Source organism: Paenibacillus sp. NPDC058898 (genome assembly GCF_049316025.1).
Taxonomy (GTDB): domain Bacteria; phylum Bacillota; class Bacilli; order Paenibacillales; family Paenibacillaceae; genus Paenibacillus_AQ.
The window spans coordinates 574915-591741 of sequence record NZ_JBMOSM010000002.1 but is presented as its reverse complement, the minus strand read 5'-3'; the positions used below and the strand labels follow the sequence as shown (position 1 = coordinate 591741).

Annotated in this window: 16 protein-coding genes and 1 riboswitch; of the genes, 6 read left to right on the top strand and 10 right to left on the bottom strand. The window is 46.8% G+C overall.

Annotated features, from left to right (window positions below; all coding sequences use genetic code 11):
* Window positions 1-30: 30 nt before the first annotated feature.
* The 5 genes from ACOZB4_RS06940 to ACOZB4_RS06920 all read right to left on the bottom strand — a co-directional run bounded on the left by ACOZB4_RS06940 (window position 31) and on the right by ACOZB4_RS06920 (window position 6156).
* Complete coding sequence (locus ACOZB4_RS06940) at window positions 31-792, bottom strand: response regulator transcription factor (RefSeq protein ID WP_076324262.1); 762 nt, start codon at window positions 790-792, stop codon at window positions 31-33.
* Window positions 767-2530, bottom strand: coding sequence for a sensor histidine kinase (locus ACOZB4_RS06935; RefSeq protein WP_422759512.1), 1764 nt, complete (start codon window positions 2528-2530; stop codon window positions 767-769). The genes ACOZB4_RS06940 and ACOZB4_RS06935 overlap by 26 nt, the downstream gene beginning before the upstream one ends.
* Window positions 2531-2669: 139 nt before the next feature.
* A complete protein-coding gene (locus tag ACOZB4_RS06930) occupies window positions 2670-4166 on the bottom strand; it encodes an ABC transporter substrate-binding protein (protein ID WP_379406221.1) in 1497 nt (498 codons plus the stop codon).
* Between the two features lie 91 nt (window positions 4167-4257).
* Complete coding sequence (locus tag ACOZB4_RS06925) at window positions 4258-5187, bottom strand: carbohydrate ABC transporter permease (RefSeq protein WP_076324259.1); 930 nt, start codon at window positions 5185-5187, stop codon at window positions 4258-4260.
* 12 nt (window positions 5188-5199) lie between these two features.
* Window positions 5200-6156: an ABC transporter permease gene (locus ACOZB4_RS06920; protein WP_339291534.1), complete on the bottom strand. Its 957-nt coding sequence runs from the start codon at window positions 6154-6156 to the stop codon at window positions 5200-5202.
* 231 nt (window positions 6157-6387) lie between these two features.
* Here ACOZB4_RS06920 and ACOZB4_RS06915 point away from each other — a divergent pair, with 231 nt between their 5' ends.
* On the top strand, window positions 6388-6513 hold the full coding sequence (locus ACOZB4_RS06915) for a hypothetical protein (protein WP_379406222.1): 126 nt from the start codon (window positions 6388-6390) through the stop codon (window positions 6511-6513).
* Between the two features lie 136 nt (window positions 6514-6649).
* Here ACOZB4_RS06915 and ACOZB4_RS06910 read toward each other — a convergent pair whose 3' ends face one another.
* The 4 genes from ACOZB4_RS06910 to ACOZB4_RS06895 all read right to left on the bottom strand — a co-directional run bounded on the left by ACOZB4_RS06910 (window position 6650) and on the right by ACOZB4_RS06895 (window position 9462).
* Window positions 6650-6988 carry a YolD-like family protein gene (locus tag ACOZB4_RS06910; RefSeq protein WP_215159859.1) on the bottom strand — a complete coding sequence of 113 codons (339 nt, stop codon included), beginning with the start codon at window positions 6986-6988 and terminating at the stop codon, window positions 6650-6652.
* Window positions 6985-8253, bottom strand: coding sequence for a DNA polymerase IV (locus ACOZB4_RS06905; protein ID WP_379406223.1), 1269 nt, complete (start codon window positions 8251-8253; stop codon window positions 6985-6987). The genes ACOZB4_RS06910 and ACOZB4_RS06905 overlap by 4 nt, the downstream gene beginning before the upstream one ends.
* The gene (locus ACOZB4_RS06900; protein WP_339291529.1) at window positions 8250-8633 is read right to left on the bottom strand and encodes a hypothetical protein; all 384 of its coding nucleotides are present in this window, start codon (window positions 8631-8633) and stop codon (window positions 8250-8252) included. The genes ACOZB4_RS06905 and ACOZB4_RS06900 overlap by 4 nt, the downstream gene beginning before the upstream one ends.
* Window positions 8634-8733: 100 nt before the next feature.
* Window positions 8734-9462, bottom strand: coding sequence for a 2-phosphosulfolactate phosphatase (locus ACOZB4_RS06895; protein WP_379406224.1), 729 nt, complete (start codon window positions 9460-9462; stop codon window positions 8734-8736).
* A 195-nt stretch (window positions 9463-9657) separates the two neighbouring features.
* On the opposite strand from ACOZB4_RS06895, the gene ACOZB4_RS06890 reads away from it, so the two are divergent.
* From ACOZB4_RS06890 to ACOZB4_RS06870, 5 genes are all read left to right on the top strand, one after another.
* Window positions 9658-10968: an MFS transporter gene (locus ACOZB4_RS06890; protein ID WP_379406225.1), complete on the top strand. Its 1311-nt coding sequence runs from the start codon at window positions 9658-9660 to the stop codon at window positions 10966-10968.
* Window positions 10969-11080: 112 nt separating this feature from the next.
* Entirely contained in the window at window positions 11081-11947 is an 867-nt protein-coding gene (locus tag ACOZB4_RS06885) for a phosphosulfolactate synthase (RefSeq protein WP_379406226.1), read from the top strand.
* A 194-nt stretch (window positions 11948-12141) separates the two neighbouring features.
* Complete coding sequence (locus ACOZB4_RS06880; RefSeq protein ID WP_379406390.1) at window positions 12142-12783, top strand: YitT family protein; 642 nt, start codon at window positions 12142-12144, stop codon at window positions 12781-12783.
* A gap of 148 nt (window positions 12784-12931) precedes the next feature.
* Window positions 12932-13026, top strand: a riboswitch (cyclic di-GMP riboswitch).
* 154 nt (window positions 13027-13180) lie between these two features.
* Complete coding sequence (locus ACOZB4_RS06875) at window positions 13181-13909, top strand: helix-turn-helix transcriptional regulator (protein ID WP_379406227.1); 729 nt, start codon at window positions 13181-13183, stop codon at window positions 13907-13909.
* 139 nt (window positions 13910-14048) lie between these two features.
* Window positions 14049-14312, top strand: coding sequence for a Spo0E family sporulation regulatory protein-aspartic acid phosphatase (locus ACOZB4_RS06870; RefSeq protein WP_379406228.1), 264 nt, complete (start codon window positions 14049-14051; stop codon window positions 14310-14312).
* A gap of 129 nt (window positions 14313-14441) precedes the next feature.
* Here the strand turns inward: ACOZB4_RS06870 and ACOZB4_RS06865 are convergent, their stop codons facing one another.
* Window positions 14442-16823 (bottom strand): ABC transporter permease, encoded by a 2382-nt coding sequence (locus ACOZB4_RS06865; protein WP_422759511.1) that lies wholly within the window; start codon window positions 16821-16823, stop codon window positions 14442-14444.
* Window positions 16824-16827 lie beyond the last annotated feature (4 nt).

Here is a 16827-nt window from a genome sequence, read left to right as displayed (position 1 = left end):
CGGTATCCTCCTTTTTCGCCGCGTTTGTTGTTACCCTTTTCCCCGCAGTTCAGAAGGAGATTTTTCGAAAAAGCTGTGAAAGTGCGTATAGAAGTAGTTGAGATTGTTGTAGCCAACGGAAAATGCGATGTAGGAAATCTTCTCATCTGTCGATTGTATTCGTTCTTGTGCAAGAAGCATTCGGTAAGCCATGAGATATTCGGAAAACTTCATCGCGGTTTCTTTAAGAAACAATTGTCCAAGGTAGGTGCTGTTCATCTGAAAACGCTCCGCTACGGACTTCAAGGTTATATTCTGAGCATACTCTGTCCTGATCATCAGCAGAATACGGTTGACCAGCTTGGATAAGCTGTCATAGCTTACACCTAATACCGGGTCCGTGTTCAGGCTTTCGCCATTCCTGTTACCTATCGAACCGCCCAGATCCTCAACGATGATCTTCTCAATCACTTGCTGCAGCTTGGTGCGTTCTATAGGCTTGAGCAGATAGTCTTTGACGCCACAACGAATGGCTTCCTGGGCATATGTAAATTCACTATAGCCGCTCATAATGATATATTTCGTAGGAATTTGAAATTCGTTCAATCTGCGGATCGCTTCATATCCAAGCTCCTTGCCAATGCAAACATCGAATATGGCGACATCCGGAAGCAGGTCGACCATTTTGGACATGGCCTCCTCCGTGGATTCGCAGGTTTCGATCCGACCAAAACCGTATTGTTTCCAATCCAGGATTCGCTTCATTCCCTCCAAAATCTGAGGTTCGTCATCCACAATCATCAGTTTGTACATGTTCAATCACCTCTTTTGAAATCCGCACGGAAATGTTGACTCCAGATTCCTCATTATTCGCAATCTCGATCGAAAAGCCGTCCCCGTAGAAAAAGTGAAGGCGCGTATATACGTTGCGCAGCCCGATACTATTGGAAGAGGGTTCATCATGATTAGACATTGTGCTTCGAACGGTACGTAAACGCTCCGGAGGAATACCGCATCCGTTGTCCACGAATTCCAGTACATAACAGTCTTCGGCTTCAAAGCCATTAACGACATACAAATTAAACTCATGATTCGCGTTAAAGCCATGGATGAAAAAGTTCTCAGCCAAAGGCTGCATCCAGAATTTTACGGTAGGGATGAGGAGCAGTGCCGGCTCTACATTGACTTGATAATAAAAGCGCTCGGGATACTTAAACTCCATAATCTCCAAGTACTTCTGCAGCAATTCCAGCTCGCTTGCAATCGAAATGATATTTTCCTTTTTGACGATTTCGCGATAGAGCGTCCCCAGCGTTGCAATGGCGTCAGCGGTGTCCTTGTCCTGATTGACAAGAGCAGTGGAGCGGATAACCTCTAACGTGTTGTATAAAAAATGAGGGTTGATTTGGCGTTGAAGCGCTTTCATTTCAGTTTCCTGCTGTTTGATCTTTAACAGATATTCATTCCGGATATGCTTATCCAGCTGCTGAATCATATCGTCCAATTCCCGGGCAATCATGCCGTATTCATTCCGACGGTAACGGGCAGGGCGGTTAGGCGTGAAATTGGCCATTTTCACACGTCCAATCGATTGAATGATGCGGCGCAGGAAAAGGGCATCATCCCGCATATTGTATGCAATGAGCAGAAGCACACTAATCATGGCCGTCAATACGATCAGAAAGATGGTGATCAGCATCCCGGCATGCTGACGGATGAGCATGGATAAATCGATGATGCTCACGAATTTGAAATTAAACTTGGTGGATGGAAAGGAGACAAAAAAGATATGTTTCAAAACACCCCTAGAAATAATACCGTGACTGCGTCCATTCGCCGCTGCTAGTCGGGATAGTTCTTCTAGGTCCCGGTCCGGTCCGCTACCGATCAGATATATTTCACCGGAAGGGCTGACTGCAGCCGCATTACCCAATCGGAAGCTTTGAACGGATTTAAAAATTTGCTCACTGCTGACCAAGAAGCGCAGCTCACCGAATTCCTGGGGACCTGACGTGGGATCCGACAGTTTCTTGCGATATACGAATCCCTTCATCAGGGTGTCGCGAAAAGCTTCATCCGTATTCGGAAGCCCGAAGGTAAAGCTTGCAATTCCGTTATCATTAAAACGGACGACATTGCCATACTTGTCGGTATGCGTGCTTATCTGCGTGATTTCACCTTGCGCCCAGCTGTACAGATAGGTCTTAACATCCTCTGGAAAAGAAACCAGCGGCTGTGAGAATTGGCTGTTCTGCAGCCTGCTGGTTAAGTATCCCTCAGCACTGCTGCTTAAAAAGCTGCGAGCATCATCCATCAGACCTGTATTGGAGTAAATACGCTGCATGTAAGCCTCAATGCGGTCAGCATCATACTGCAGCTCATTCTCTACACGCGAGAAGGCATTAGCCGCCTCGATCCGGGAGTTGCCAACCCATTGATTCAGCAGCATGGCACAGGTCAGCGTACCAAGCGTGATTCCGATGGCGACGACGAAGATGACATAGGCAATAAACTTGTGACGATAAATTTTGATTTGCAAAAAAGAGCCCATATGACACCTCGATTGCAGCAGGTCGTTGAAACAAGTTGCTATATCTCAATTTAACACGATTAACGCCTAGCTTCATAGATCGTAAGGAAAAAGCACCCCTTAAGAGAGTCTCATTAAGGGATGCGCTTGAAATGTAATCCTACTTGAAGTAATTGTTGATTTGCTCTTGGGCAGCTTGCATAATCGTGTCCATGCCGGCTGATTTTAATTCAGCCGTAATCTTCGGCACCATTTTCTCCGGATCGGATGCGCCCGTGATCAGCTCATATTTGTATTTATCCCATACCGCTTGGCAATTCGCCACTTCGGTCTGAAGATCGGTGATGTCAAGCGCAAAGCCCAGGACGGTCGAAGAGGTCGCTGCATCGTTCAGCTTTTTAACCTGTTCCCATTGATCTTCGGGAGCGCCTTTGGTCACCGCCAAATTAAAGAATGTGCCTTGTGTGTAGGCAGCCAGCGGCCAAGTATCGGATGTACGCTCAATCACCTTTTCGCCATCGACATTGTTGTAGTCTACGCCTATCTCGCCGAATGCCAGCATATTGCGAAGTTTGGGATCCGTGTTCACTAATTCAAGATATTTCAAAGCTTCCTTCTGATATTTCGAATTTGCCGAAATTGCATTGAGCGAGCCTTGGATTGTACTGGTGGTATAGATAGGACCATAATGCTGAACCATATTATACTTTTCAACGGCGTCATTGATTTGCCAGCTGACCTCGGCTCCCGGGAATGCCTGGGCTGCAAAGAATGGTCTGCCTTTGTCGTTCTCCGTTTTCGTCGGCGCATCCGGGTTGATGATACCATCCTGATACCACTGGTGCAGGAGCTTCAGATTAGCCATGACATCCGGCTGCTCGAGAACAGAGACCACCGTGCGTGCTGCATCGTCCGCTTTCACGCCGATAGGAGGGAAGCCTAGCGTTAAATCGTCATATTCGTTAAAGAAACCGTTCAAGCCTTCGCCTTGCGTCATTGGCAGCGGATAGAAGCTTTTGCCTTCGCCAGCCTTCATGTCATGGAGAGGTTTATCCAGATCCTGCAGCGTTTTGATATTATTCATGTCGATGCCGTACTTTTGCACATACTTATCATCGAATACCCAGTACTGCGTTAGCGCTGAATCTTTGTACGTCGGAACGGAATAATATTTGCCGCCGATTTTTGTGCCTTCCCATACTTTTTCGGGAATCAGTTTGTACAAGTCGGGCGTTTCGCTCTGAACCAGATCCGTAATATCGGCAAATGCGCCCATAGCTACTTGCTTGCTGTATTTACCGCTGTTCGTGAACATGATGTCGAAGGGTTCGCCGGTATTCACGATGGTGTTCATTTTGGTATCCCATTCTCCCCAGCTGGCTACCTTGATGTCAACCTTCACGCCAATCTTCTCGGCCGTATAGGCATTCATGGCATCAACCGCTTTGCTGAAATTGTTCGGCACTTGGCCCCCGATGGTCCACCAGGTCAATGTCGGAATATCCTTGCTTGTTTCGGTGTTGTCCTTCGGTGTGTCTGTTGTCGCTTTAGATCCATCCGTCGCAGCTGGAGCCTTCGAGCCGCCGCAGGCTGCTAAAACGGTCAACATGAGTGCCAGTACGCACAGTGTAGAGATGAACTTAAAAGCTCTCTTCATTCTAAATTCCCCCTCATTGAAGTTAAATCGCTTAAGAGTTGTACAGTGTGATCTATCATAAACCAAGGTTTTTTCTTGGCTTATTTCGTCTTTAGCCTTTCACGGCGCCGACCGTCAATCCGGAAATAAAATACTTCTGGAAGAAAGGGTAGGCAAATGCTACCGGTAGCACGATGAGAATGGCGACAGCCATACGGGCTGATTCCTTCGGCATCGTGGCAACGAGCATGGCGTAGCTGACGCCCATACTTGCTGCATTTTTCGCGAGTGCGTCTACATTACTCATTAAGCTGTTGAGCAGTGCTTGCAGGGAATACAGGTTCTGGTTGTCGATATACAGCATCGATTGGAACCAGTCATTCCAGTAAGCAAAGCAGAGAAACAGTCCGATGGTTGCGATGACCGGCAGCGAGATCGGCAGGATGATAGAGAAGAAGATTCGCAGTTGGCTGGCACCATCGATTTCAGCAGATTCGATCAGCCCATCGGGAATCGTGCTCTTGAAGAAAGTTTTACATATAATCACGTTGAACGATGAAACAGCCAGCGGTAGAATAAGTGCCCAGATGCTATCCTTAAGTCCTAATAAATTGGTATTAATGAAGTAGCTGGACACCAAGCCGCCGTTGAATACCATGGGGATGAATACCACCCAGGTCAGAAAGCCCCTGAGCTTGTAGTTTGGGCGAGACAGCACATAACCCATGGAGGCGGTAAGCAATACGCCGAGTACGGTACCGGCCACGGTAACGAGGGCGGATACCCCGAGCGCTCGCAGAATCATCGTTCCCTGCTTGACGATATAGACGTAAGCCTCAGCCGACAGAGCGACCGGGAGCAGGTGATAACCGGTCTCACGGATGGACTCCTCACTGGAGAAGGAAATGGACAGAACAACAACTACGGGTATGACGCAGAGCAGAGCCAAGATGATAAATATCAAGTTGAAGAACAGATTGACGGCTTTGTTTGTACGGTTAAACTTCTCAAGGCCTGTCTCGTAAGTGGTTTTCGGTGTCATCGTCTTGCCTCCTTACATCATCGCGCTATCCGGATCGATTCTGCGAACAATCCAGTTAGCGATCAGAATCGTTGCGCATCCCAGAACAGACTGTACGAATGCGGCTGCGGATGCCATCCCTACGGTGGCGGTTTTCAGCTGCTTATACACCATGACATCGATGGTGGTTGCCACGTTGAACAGCGAATTGGAATCTCGCGTGACCTGATAGAACAAGCCGAAATCAGTGTAAAATATCCGCCCGACGGCCAGTATGAACATCATGACGATTACCAGCTTGAGCATGGGCAGTGTAATAAATCTCGTCTGCTGCCAAATCGATGCGCCATCAATAACAGCTGCTTCATAATAGGTGCTGTCAATGCTCGTGATGGTTGCCAAATAAATGACCATACCATAGCCCAGCCCCTTCCAGACATTTAAGAGAATCAAGAACAATGGCCAATATTTCGGCTCCATATACCAGTTAATCGGATCGCTGCCCATATTGACGAGCATTTGATTGACAATCCCTTTATCGAAGCTTAAGAATGCCCAGCCTACCGCAGATACCACTACCCAGGATAGGAAATAGGGGAGGAACATCATTGTCTGGTAGACCTTGCTCGCTTTGCGGCTGTGGAGGAGTCCGATCATAATCGCGAATAGAACGGGCAGAACGATTCCTAGCACGATAAACACAATGTTGTAGCCAATGGTGTTGCGAATAATGATCCAAGCGTCATTCGATTTGAATAAAAATTCGAAGTTTTTGAGGCCGACCCATGGACTGTTAAACACATTGCTCAAGAAGCCGCCGCTAATCTTGAAATTTTTGAAGGCGATAATGATCCCGAACATCGGTAAGAAACTAAACAGGATGTACCAAATCGTGGTCGGCAGCGCCAAGAGGGTAAGTTCCGTATCCTGCTTGTGCCAGCGTATTCGTAAGCGCTTTCGTTTATCTTCTGATTCGGCTTTCGAGCTCATGTTTGTCACTCCTTACGGTGTAATCTCGCTTGTCGTGCACCTGGTAGTTTCATTGTATAAGAGGAAGATTCGCTGCTTCCAGATAACAAACTTGATACTATAGTCAACAAACGTTAGATTCGAAAGATTTTATGGGGTATAGGTGACGCTCCATGTACGAATCGTTCCTCCCATCGCTGTTGCCCCCACATTTCTTGGAATGGTTCTGGGTAAAGACGAAATGTGGGGACAATGGCGAGCGCTGACGCTTGTCCGGAATCGATTCGTCCTCTCCGCTATGCCGTGCAGGTCGACCAACTCTATCTGCCAATGGATTTGGAGGAAGTATCCCAATTTGCACAAGAAGGCGGCCAATGATCAAAACAGAAGCCATAACGGTGTGGAGTAACATCCTGAGCACCGCCATGGCTTTATTTGACACACTTTCTGTTTATGAGAGCCGTACGTCAAGCAACTAAATCTACTTATGGGACGGCCGCTTTATTATCCGCCTTTATCCTGCTGAAAGGATCTCGTCAATTTTAATCCAGCGCGATTCCTCTTCGGCCATGGAGAGTTTGATTTCCCGTCTAAACGTGTGGATCAGCACGACAATTCCTGTCAATTCCGTGTTCTCGTATTCATCGAACAGCCTCACGGTAATCATGCGGTGTTCATGAAATGACTCGGCGAGCGCGCTCTCGATTAATTCCATTTCTTGCGGATCCAGCGTCGGCCGGTCTTTTCTGCCTTCTTCCAGTTGCCTGCGAATGATGGTTTCTTTATGTTCCGGCAGCATCATCCGACTGGATTCCCACAGTCCGTTACCCTCAAGCTTTTTTCGTGTTGTCATTTATAGTGTCCTCCTATCTTGGCTGATCGATCCAGCGCTTGGCCTGCGTCTGTTTTGGATACGGCTCGGATCACAACCGAATTCCCGTATTTATTTTTGAGGGCATCGGTCACCCGTTCAAGTGCCATCGACCGCTCCCGTCCGGTATCAAACAATGACATTTGGTATTCCGTATCCGGGGAAAACTGCGACAAGCTAATACCGACCCGCCGAATCGGCAGGCCGTCCCAATACGTTTCAAGCAGCCGGCATGCCCAGCGGTAAACCTGATTCGTAATATTCGATGGATCCTCCATCTTCATCTGTCGGCTAAATCCCGTAGGGCGGTCAAAGTCTGCTCCCATACAACCAACCGACACAACATACCCCATAAAACCAAGACCGCGGCATCGCTGGCAAACCAACTCGGTTAGCTCAAGCAGCACGACCTTGATTTCTTCCAGCTTGGTATAGTCCCGAGGGAGGGTCATCATGTGTCCAACCGATTTAGGGTCAACTTGGTGAGTGCCTGGTCTTACTGGGCTATCATCGATTCCGTTGGCAATTCGCCAGTACATCTCGGCTGAGATATCGGAATTTTTACCGAATTTACGGCGCATCATCTGCTTCAATTTAGCAAGAGGCGTCTGAGCCACGCTGCCGATCGTGGGCAGCCCCATGACGTTAAAGTGGCGGGTCATCTTGCTGCCGGCCATAAACATACAGCTAACGGGCAGTTTCCAAAGGGTATCCGCAAGCGAGTCCTTGGACAAAGTGTAAATGCCGGACGGATTTTTCTTGGCGTAGTTGTCACAGGCGGTTTTAGCCAGGATTTTGGTTTCACCGATGCCGAAGCGAGCGTAAACACCCGTAGCATCCATGACATGACGCTGAATGGTTTGGGCCAACTCATCGGGTGTGCCGAACAGGTGCAGCGAACCGGTAACGTCCAAAAATTGCTCATCGATACTGTAAGGCTCAACCAAATCGGTATAACTCTTGTATATCTCCGTGATTTGCATCGAAACGTCAATATACTTCTGCATCCTGGGTTTGATGACGACAAGATCCGGACACTTTGACAGCGCCTCCCCTAATCGCTCTGCCGTCGTTATTCCTTTTTCTTTAGCAAGCGGACAAGCAGCCAGCACGATGCCTGAACGTCTTTCCGGATCCCCTGCAACGACCAAAGGGCGATCTTTATACTCTGGGTGGTCTGCTTTCTCAACAGATGCATAAAAGGACTGGCAATCCCCTAACATGATGACTCGCTTAGATGATTTCACAACAGACTCCCCTTATCTGCAATTTGTAGCCCCAGGTAGGTGTACGATCTTTGCTCGATCTCCGCCTCAATTAGCCCCCATAGTATGGACAGCTTGTGATGATACCCTCTACAGATGAATTCAACCTCAATGCCCAGCTTTGTTTTTCGATCCTCGTAAACCTTAATGGCATATTCACGCATTTTTTTACGAGCCTGAGCTAAATCGGATAATGCGGCTGCCTGCAAATGGTCGATGATCGCATTCGTTAGCTCGGGGGTCTTTAAATCTGCTCTGCATAGGATCGAACGATCATGCTCTAACACATCAAGTAAAAGGGGTAATAAAATATAATCCTTCACCAGTTGGGTTTCATCTGGTTTCAACCCAATACTCAACATCATTAACCACCTCATTGACGGGAACGTTTGTTTGTATTATATGCGAACATTCGTTCTTTTATCAATGTAAATTATACCCTTATGATGACGGATCAGAAATTCACAAGCGATACCTCTCATGGTCAGGGATTAAAGCCCCCACCTGGAACCTTTCAATCAATGGATTACTTTTATTAGGATTCACTTTCATTACAAAGTCGGAAGGGAGCTCCTGGATGCAAAACGAAATATCCTCCTGTAAAAATTCCGGTTTTTCATTATCGTAAAATTTCTCGGCCGCTTCTGACTTTCGAATCCGTTCAATGGTTTCCTCGGCAGATATACGGTTAGTGTCTTGGAGAATCTCCGATATATATTGTGCGCAGGCCAGATCATCATCCCCTGACGGATGAGAAGCAATTAAATTAATCATCATGTTGTCTTCTTTTAATAAGTTTCTCTTTATAAACTCTGCTGTTGTTCTTGCATTGGTGAACCCGGTAACGAATAGGTGCTCGGTACTCAATGCGTTTAGGGTTGCTGTAACCCCATTGGTTGTCTTCTGGATCAGAAATTTCTCCCGAAGATCCAAGTTGTGTAAACGTACAGGCGAATTGTCTAGTTCAAACCCCGGAATCGGCAGCCCCTGTATCTCTCCCGCTAATAAAAAGTCAGGATCGATTTTCTTTAGACGCAAGGCGTCGTCTAGAGTTCCTGCCAGAATGATACCTTGAACCCCATTGATAAAGGCATAGTGCGCTACGGTAAAAGCCCTTATAACATCAATTACAACATTGATGTGGGATGCTTCCAATGTATGATGATGTCCTTGGATAATCTGTATCGGCATGCAGCAAACCCCTTTCACCCGGCATACTTGGGCTATTTTAGTAACAGTATATTTGCCCAAATCCAAGGAGTGCTCAAATCCTCCAAGGATTCCGCAGCAATGAAGGAATATTAAATTCGGATGTGGTGATAATTAGGAAGCATGTACTAATAAATGGCCAACTATAAACGAACTTCAAGTCCGAGGAGCGATACCATGGAAAAGACCAAAAAGCGAAAACTGAATATTAGCTTTAATAGCGATATCGACCTGCAGACCGACTCCGCGGAGACAAAAGACAGCGAATCTTCCGGAAAATCAAAGTCTTCTAACAGCTCAAAGGGTCAATTGTGGGAATTTATCGCACTAGCGACGATCCCGATCGTACTCGTTTTCGGCAATTCCATGCTAGTCCCGGGGCTTCCAGAAATGCAAAGGGAGCTTGGTATCAGTAAATTTCAAAGCAGCTTGATCATCACAATTTTCTCCTTGGCAGCAGGCTTGTTTATTCCGATTATTGGTTATTTGTCCGATCGATATGGACGAAAAATTATTATTATACCCGCCTTGATCATATATGGAGCTGCCGGTATTCTGGCAGGATTCGGCGCCATTTGGAACTCATTTGCGGTGATTATCTCTGCGAGGGCGATTCAGGGGCTAGCGGCCGCCGGAACAGCACCGATTGCCATGGCGCTCGTTGGCGATTTATACGATGGCGGGACCGAAAGCAAGGCACTGGGCTTAATCGAAGCCTCCAATGGCGCAGGGAAGGTACTCAGCCCGATCATCGGTTCCCTGCTTATGCTGATCGTGTGGTATGCTTCCTTTTTCGCATTTCCCGTGTTCTGTGCGTTATCGTTGTTGGCCGTCATTTTTATGATCAAAGAATCGAAACAATCTTCAAAGCAAGAACTAGGGAAATACCTTGGGAAAATCAAAGACATCTTCAAAGAAAAAGGCCGCTGGCTCATCACTGCTTTTTTTGCCGGATCACTGGGGTTGTTCATTTTGTTTGGCGTACTATTCTATTTATCCAACATTCTTGAAGACAAGCCGTACCACATCGACGGGGTCAAGAAGGGCTTGATATTGGCCATTCCATTACTCGGGATGGTGATCACCTCCTATACAACTGGAAGCTTGATCAAGAAAAAAGGCCTGCTGATCCGTTGGCTGATGAATATCGGGCTGATTGCCATGACCCTTTCTCTGGCGGCTACGCTTTTCTTTTTTAACAACATTTATGTGTTTATCGGGTTGCTAACAGTCAGCTGCATTGGAACCGGAATGCTTCTTCCTTGCTTAAATACAATGATCACCGGCGCTGTTGAGAAAAGTGAGCGGGGAATGATTACGTCCCTTTACAATAGCTTGCGATTTTTGGGGGTTGCAGCAGGACCTCCCTTATTCGGGTGGATGATGGATAAATCGGATCATGTCGTTTTTATAACCGTGTCTTCACTATCTTTGGTTGCTTTAGGATTTGTGTTCTTTTTGATTAAGCCGCCTCGGCAGATCGGATAACCAGACAAATCGCTTATTGTAAAAGATGGGCACCTGTCAATGGGCATGAGCATATTATGCCAATGTCATTGGATTAAACGACTACATCAAAAAGAATTGAGGAGATCCTAAAATGAACAGTTCCCTGCGAACAGTTTGGCCCATGGAGATATGTGATCCGAGCGGGCTGCGCGAAAATCCCGAGCACGGCAAAAAAGACCACGACACCTACGAGGTCATGGAACGCGGGATGACGATGGTTATTGATAAAGGCTTGGGTAGAAACATGTTTTCAGATGTGATCGAGACAGCCTCGGATTACATCGATTGCGTCAAATTCGGTTTTGGGACGGCTCCGCTGTATAAAACGGAAATGCTGCTATATAAGATCAATCTAGCCAAACAACATGGAATCACGGTCATGCCCGGCGGAACCTTGCTTGAGACAGCCGTGCAGCAAGATGTCGTCCCCGCATTTTTTAATACCGTTTGCCGTCTTGGATTTAACGCTATAGAAGTATCCGACGGCACGATTGAGATGTCGCGAAAAAAACGAACGGAGCTCATCCGGGAAGGTAAACAACGCGGACTTCGGGTTTTTACGGAGTATGGTAAAAAGCAATCCGGTTCCCGCATCGAAGCCGAAATGCTCGCGTATACGATGGAAGCGGATTTAGACGTAGGTGCCGAGTATATCATCGTTGAAGCGCGTGAGTCAGGACGGGGTATCGGTATTTTCGATAAGCATGGCGAGTGCCAAGAAGAAATGATAAATACTATCATCGACTACGTGTCGGATGCAAGAAAGCTGATTTGGGAGGCACCTCTTAAGGAGCAGCAAGCGATGCTTCTCCGCAAATTGGGATCTAATGTGCATTTGGGGAATATCCAACCCACCGAAGTGCTTTCCCTTGAAACGATGCGCCGGGGACTTCGTCAAGATACGTTTGAACTCGGGGTGAGAGAGAAACATACGGATGGATTTTGTTACGTGATTTAAACATAGACCAAACCACAAGAGAATGATAAATACTAGAAGGCTGTCTATGGATATCTCCAGAGTCAGCCTATACATATTTTCGTTGAAGAGACTGATCCCGGTAATCCCCTTCAGGGAACAAGCATACACTAAACAAGCAGGACTGGCTTGTTACTCTAATCTATGAAGGATGATTCCGTGTGAATTTACAGATCATGCCCGGGCGAAAGAGCCCCTTTTTCTTTCGTCGTATTTCCAAGAAACTCTTCTTCATTACCGCCGGCTCCATCATTCAAGGTTTTGCCATGGCAATGTTCTTGTTTCCTCACGCTATTCCTTCGGGGGGAGGAGCAGGGATCGCGGTTCTTCTGAACCATGTGTTTGAGCTCCCAATGAGTCTCGGACTGTGGTTAGCCAATTTTATTTTCCTCGCCTTTACAGTCCCTTATCTTGACGGTGTCAGTGCCTTCGGGACCATATTTGTTATAACGGTGACGTCCGTTTCCGTTAATTTCTTCGAGGTGTTCTTGGAACCCCCGTTTGGCAACGTATGGATCGATCTTCTATTCGGCTCGGTTATTCTCGGAACAGGTGTCGCCATCCTCATAAAGCAGAGGGTATCGAACGGGGGAATCGGTTATGTTGCCTTAGCCATTTATAAGTATAAAAGAATCAACCCCGGTACCTCATTGTTCTGGATGAATGGAATCATATTCGCCTTCACTGCCTATGTGATCGATTGGAAAATTATTATCCTTGCAGTGGTATGCCAGTGGATATCGACCCGGATCATTAACTGGATTCATCAGTTCCCTCCCCCAAAGTCAGTCTATCAACCCGCTTGGCGCAAAAAGTGATTCTATATACGGACGTAAGCGTAATTGACAAATATAACAAAAATATGGAAATTTGGGTCGTGCGGCCTATATTAAATGAAAAACAATGTAAGTTATAGTTTGAATATGTCATAACATGTTTGAATATTCGACAAATTCATACTTCGTAGTACGATAATAGCAAACCCACTGAAAAGTGGCGACGCAAAGCTACAGGGGCTAATGTGGAGCTACTTAAGACCGCGATGCCAGCCAGTTACCGAATACGACGGAAGCCTCCGTCTGTTTTGTTGTGGTTATCATAATGGATGGGGTTTTTTTATTTTTCGCTAGGAGCTGCCGAATGCAGCCGCGGCGATGAATAGGAGATCGATTCCATTATCAATCGCTTATTCTTACAAGGGAAGAAGGGAAAATAATGGGTCAAGGAACACTGGTAGAAGCAAACAGTCATTTTCCTAATATCCTCAGTATGACTGAAATAAAAGAAAGGTTGATTGAACGGAAAGAAATTCTTTATTTGCTCCAAGAGGAAACAAGGAATATGAACGATTTGCTGTCTATACCCTATTTATTTGTTATAACAGATATGGACGGAACCGTCATCGATTATTGCGGAACAGGTTCGTTAAAAAGTTTCCTCGAGAGAAATAATATGAAAAGTGGGACCTCATTGGCAATGGAAGACGCAGGAAATAATGCCATTTCATTATCTATGGAACAACAAACGCTTTCTGTCGTAGTTGGGGCCGAGCATAGTAATCGCTTGTTTTCAGAATTGGCGTGTGTTTGTACTCCCCTTCGAATAAAAAATGTGATCATAGGCTACCTTGGCCTTAGTTTTCATTATTTACACGAGGTTACATTTGCCATACCACTCATTGAACACTTGGCCAAGAATATTGAAGAAAAGTTACCTCAAAAGGATCCCATTCTGCAAAGGGAGCTGATCTATTCTCACTTTCACCAATATGAATTAACGAATCGAGAGAAAGAAATAGCATATGGGTGGCTGGAGAATAAAAATGTACCTGAAATTGCTGATATTTATGGTATTAGTCAAAGTACGGTTCGTACTTTTATTAAAAAGATATATGCAAAAACGAGAGTCAACCATAAAGGAGCATTTCTTAAAAAATTTACATAACCGTCATAAAAATTCTTAAGACAAAGATTACCCAATTCTGGGTATTTTTTTTGTTTACGTCGAATTTTATAATGATAAGTAGCTGTAGCTTTAAGCTGATTCGCATTATCGATAAGATGAGAGATTCAATTCTTATGGTTTGAAAAAGTTTGTCCCAGGAACTGTGGCAACGGTCATCAATCACTTGTTACGACGGGGGTGGGTGAACAAGATGATTTCTATCGAGAGCGAGCTCGAACAAGTAGCCAAAAAACTCGAACTTCTACGAAGAGAACTTGAGCGAGTGGCCAGCAGTTTCGAATTGGTGCATCAAGATGTTGTCGCCATTTCACAGTCGTTGGATAAGCTGATTGTTCGTTACATGCAATTAAAAAACCAAGAGGAATATATCAAAAGAAAGTAGATCTTCTTCATAAAAAGATATCTACTTGGCCGGTGAAACAAACGGATTAAGATTTACTAAGGCAAGAAGCAAAAAAAAGATAACCTCCGAAATTTGGAGGTCATCTTTTTTTTTGCTCGTGGACTGTCCTCATGAATCCATTACCAACACCCGAAGGGAGGTGCGGCGGAGGATTCGTGAAGCCAACCAGCAGCCGCTGACGGCAATAGCAAGCGCGATCAGAGCCAGCCCAATGGCCAGCGGCCATTCCATGATGAGTGGCAGCTTGACAATACCGTAGGTAGAGAGCAGACCGCGCAGCACGGCTGGCAATGCGTAGACACCGCAAGCGATGCCAACAAGTGCACCAAGCGCAGCCAGTCCGGCAATGCCACTTGTCAAGGCACGACGGATATCGGTTGCTGTCAGGCCGAGCGAGGCATAGATGCCATATGTTTTCGTTTCCTTACGAATATGCAGACGGCAAGTCGTATAAACAATAAGACAAGTGACAGCCATGAACAGAAGAGCCAGCATACTCATCGGAATGAGCAAAACCGCCGCAGCTTCTTTGAATACGGAATCGAGCAGCACTTCCTGCTTCAGCGCTTGGATGGAAGGGCCGTAACGCTCGTTCAGCTGCTGTACAAGCGCATCGCTATCGGTTTTGCTCTTCAGCTGAATAAACCCGGCGTCCGGATGCAACTGCTCCACAAGGTCCGAGGTGACCCTGGCGACGTTCGACAAATTGGAAATAGACTGAAAGGTGCCGGTGATCAGCAATTGCTGCGGTTTTCCTTCAATGTAGATCGTGAGTATGTCGCCGATATCTTTGTCCAACTTACGCGCAATATTGATTCCGATAGAAACTTCATTAGGCAGTGCAGGATTACGGCCCGCAAGCGAGGCAAATCCCATCTCGTCCATGCTGCCTTCCACGACCGTCAAAGGGAGGCTAAACGTCTGTTGATGATCGCTATCCCCTTCGACATCCGCGATGACGCCGGTGGCGGCCCCAGACCAGTTTAGACTGAGAACCCGAGGGTCGTTTTGGATATAGGCTTGCATTTCTGCCCGATCCATACCTTCCGCATGGATAACCATAATGGCGATATCCGCATCGTCATAACCCCACTGGGCCGACGTTTCACCAATGCGATAGACACTGGTTACTAGCACGGCGCCAAAGACGAGCACAGCCACCGTGATGCTCATTAGCAGAAAGATCAGTGCTGCGCTTTTTTTGTTGCCGCTCACATGCTTCCAGCCGATGACCGTGGGTACGGACCATCGGTCCAGTAGTCTTATGCGGGCACCATGCAGATGGGTACGACTATGCGAGGATTCCGACATGCCGTAACGGATCGCTTGAATGGGCTCAATATGGCGTGTCTTAGCAGCATAAACAAGGACGCATAGAAGGATGATGAGCAGCAGGACGCAGCCGGTCCAGATCGCAACATCTGCTGCTTGTACGGGAACAGGTGCTGTATCGGATTTGAGAAAAGATAGGGAATTCTGGATGATGACATCTGAAAGGAGACGACTTGCAATCAGTGCTGGGACCAAGGCGACAATCGCCATTAAACCGTATTGCAGCAAGTAGGTACCGATGATGCGTTCGGAAGTCATGCCGATCGATTTGAGAATGCCGATGGTGCGATAATTGGCAAGGATCGTGTCCGTGATCGTAAAGCCGATCGTAAGCAAAGCGACGAGGATCATGATCAGCCCAAGGAAACTCATGACAAAGCCGATCACCTTGTTCATGATAAAGTAAAAGGCCGACAATTCGGCAAACGAAACGCGTTCCTCCAAAAACGGCGATCCGAGCGCCTGCTCAAAGCGCTGCCAGTACTCCCCGCTTTGTTCGGGATACGCATAGCGAAGCGATAACATGTATTGCTCCGGAGTGGACAAGCTACCCATGGTTGACCGGTAGTCGGCATCGTTCATCCAGATGCGGGCAGTGGTCGAGAAAGGACCGCCATGGGATAAGTCGATGACAATGGCGCCAATCGTGAAATGTACTGGTGCAGTCCCTGAGGTGAACGTCAATTCATCACCGATGTGCATGTTGTATTTGTAGGCAAGCGAGGTGGGTATCCAGATCTCGCCGGCTTCCGGAACGGTCAGATGCTCAGGGCCTGTACCGGGAAGAGGATTGTTGACCCCATGCGGCATCGGAGGCGTATTGATCATATACAGATAAAGATTGGGCAATTCTTTTCCGTTATAGACCAGTCCCGTCCATGGCTTATAAGGGACTAAGCTGGATGCGGTTACTCCGTCTTGGCTTGACCACCAATCGGCTACCATTTGTTTGTCATGCAACCCGCGGGTCATATTGATGACTTCATGGGCACCCTGAGCAGCCGTATGGCGATCGTTGAATACATTTTCCGTATTCATCAAGACCGTAAATGCGGTGCTGACTAGTAGGGCAGATAGGGCAATAAGCAATGCGATCAGCGTGTTTTGCATTTTTCTTTTGCGCAGGTTGCCCCAGCAGAGTGTTAATATGGCTCGCATCCCA

Excerpts from the sequence above, each read along its gene's own strand:
- ACOZB4_RS06930 (WP_379406221.1), bottom strand. The coding sequence starts at position 4,166 with ATGAAGAGAGCTTTTAAGTTCATCTCTACACTGTGCGTACTGGCACTC.
- ACOZB4_RS06895 (WP_379406224.1), bottom strand. The coding sequence starts at position 9,462 with ATGCCGATACAGATTATCCAAGGACATCATCATACATTGGAAGCATCC.
- ACOZB4_RS06915 (WP_379406222.1), top strand. The coding sequence starts at position 6,388 with ATGGCGAGCGCTGACGCTTGTCCGGAATCGATTCGTCCTCTCCGCTAT.
- ACOZB4_RS06940 (WP_076324262.1), bottom strand. The coding sequence starts at position 792 with ATGTACAAACTGATGATTGTGGATGACGAACCTCAGATTTTGGAGGGA.
- ACOZB4_RS06875 (WP_379406227.1), top strand. The coding sequence starts at position 13,181 with ATGGGTCAAGGAACACTGGTAGAAGCAAACAGTCATTTTCCTAATATC.
- ACOZB4_RS06885 (WP_379406226.1), top strand. The coding sequence starts at position 11,081 with ATGAACAGTTCCCTGCGAACAGTTTGGCCCATGGAGATATGTGATCCG.
- ACOZB4_RS06900 (WP_339291529.1), bottom strand. The coding sequence starts at position 8,633 with ATGTTGAGTATTGGGTTGAAACCAGATGAAACCCAACTGGTGAAGGAT.
- ACOZB4_RS06880 (WP_379406390.1), top strand. The coding sequence starts at position 12,142 with ATGCCCGGGCGAAAGAGCCCCTTTTTCTTTCGTCGTATTTCCAAGAAA.
- ACOZB4_RS06925 (WP_076324259.1), bottom strand. The coding sequence starts at position 5,187 with ATGACACCGAAAACCACTTACGAGACAGGCCTTGAGAAGTTTAACCGT.
- ACOZB4_RS06935 (WP_422759512.1), bottom strand. The coding sequence starts at position 2,530 with ATGGGCTCTTTTTTGCAAATCAAAATTTATCGTCACAAGTTTATTGCC.
- ACOZB4_RS06890 (WP_379406225.1), top strand. The coding sequence starts at position 9,658 with ATGGAAAAGACCAAAAAGCGAAAACTGAATATTAGCTTTAATAGCGAT.
- ACOZB4_RS06910 (WP_215159859.1), bottom strand. The coding sequence starts at position 6,988 with ATGACAACACGAAAAAAGCTTGAGGGTAACGGACTGTGGGAATCCAGT.
- ACOZB4_RS06865 (WP_422759511.1), bottom strand. The coding sequence starts at position 16,823 with ATGCGAGCCATATTAACACTCTGCTGGGGCAACCTGCGCAAAAGAAAA.
- ACOZB4_RS06920 (WP_339291534.1), bottom strand. The coding sequence starts at position 6,156 with ATGAGCTCGAAAGCCGAATCAGAAGATAAACGAAAGCGCTTACGAATA.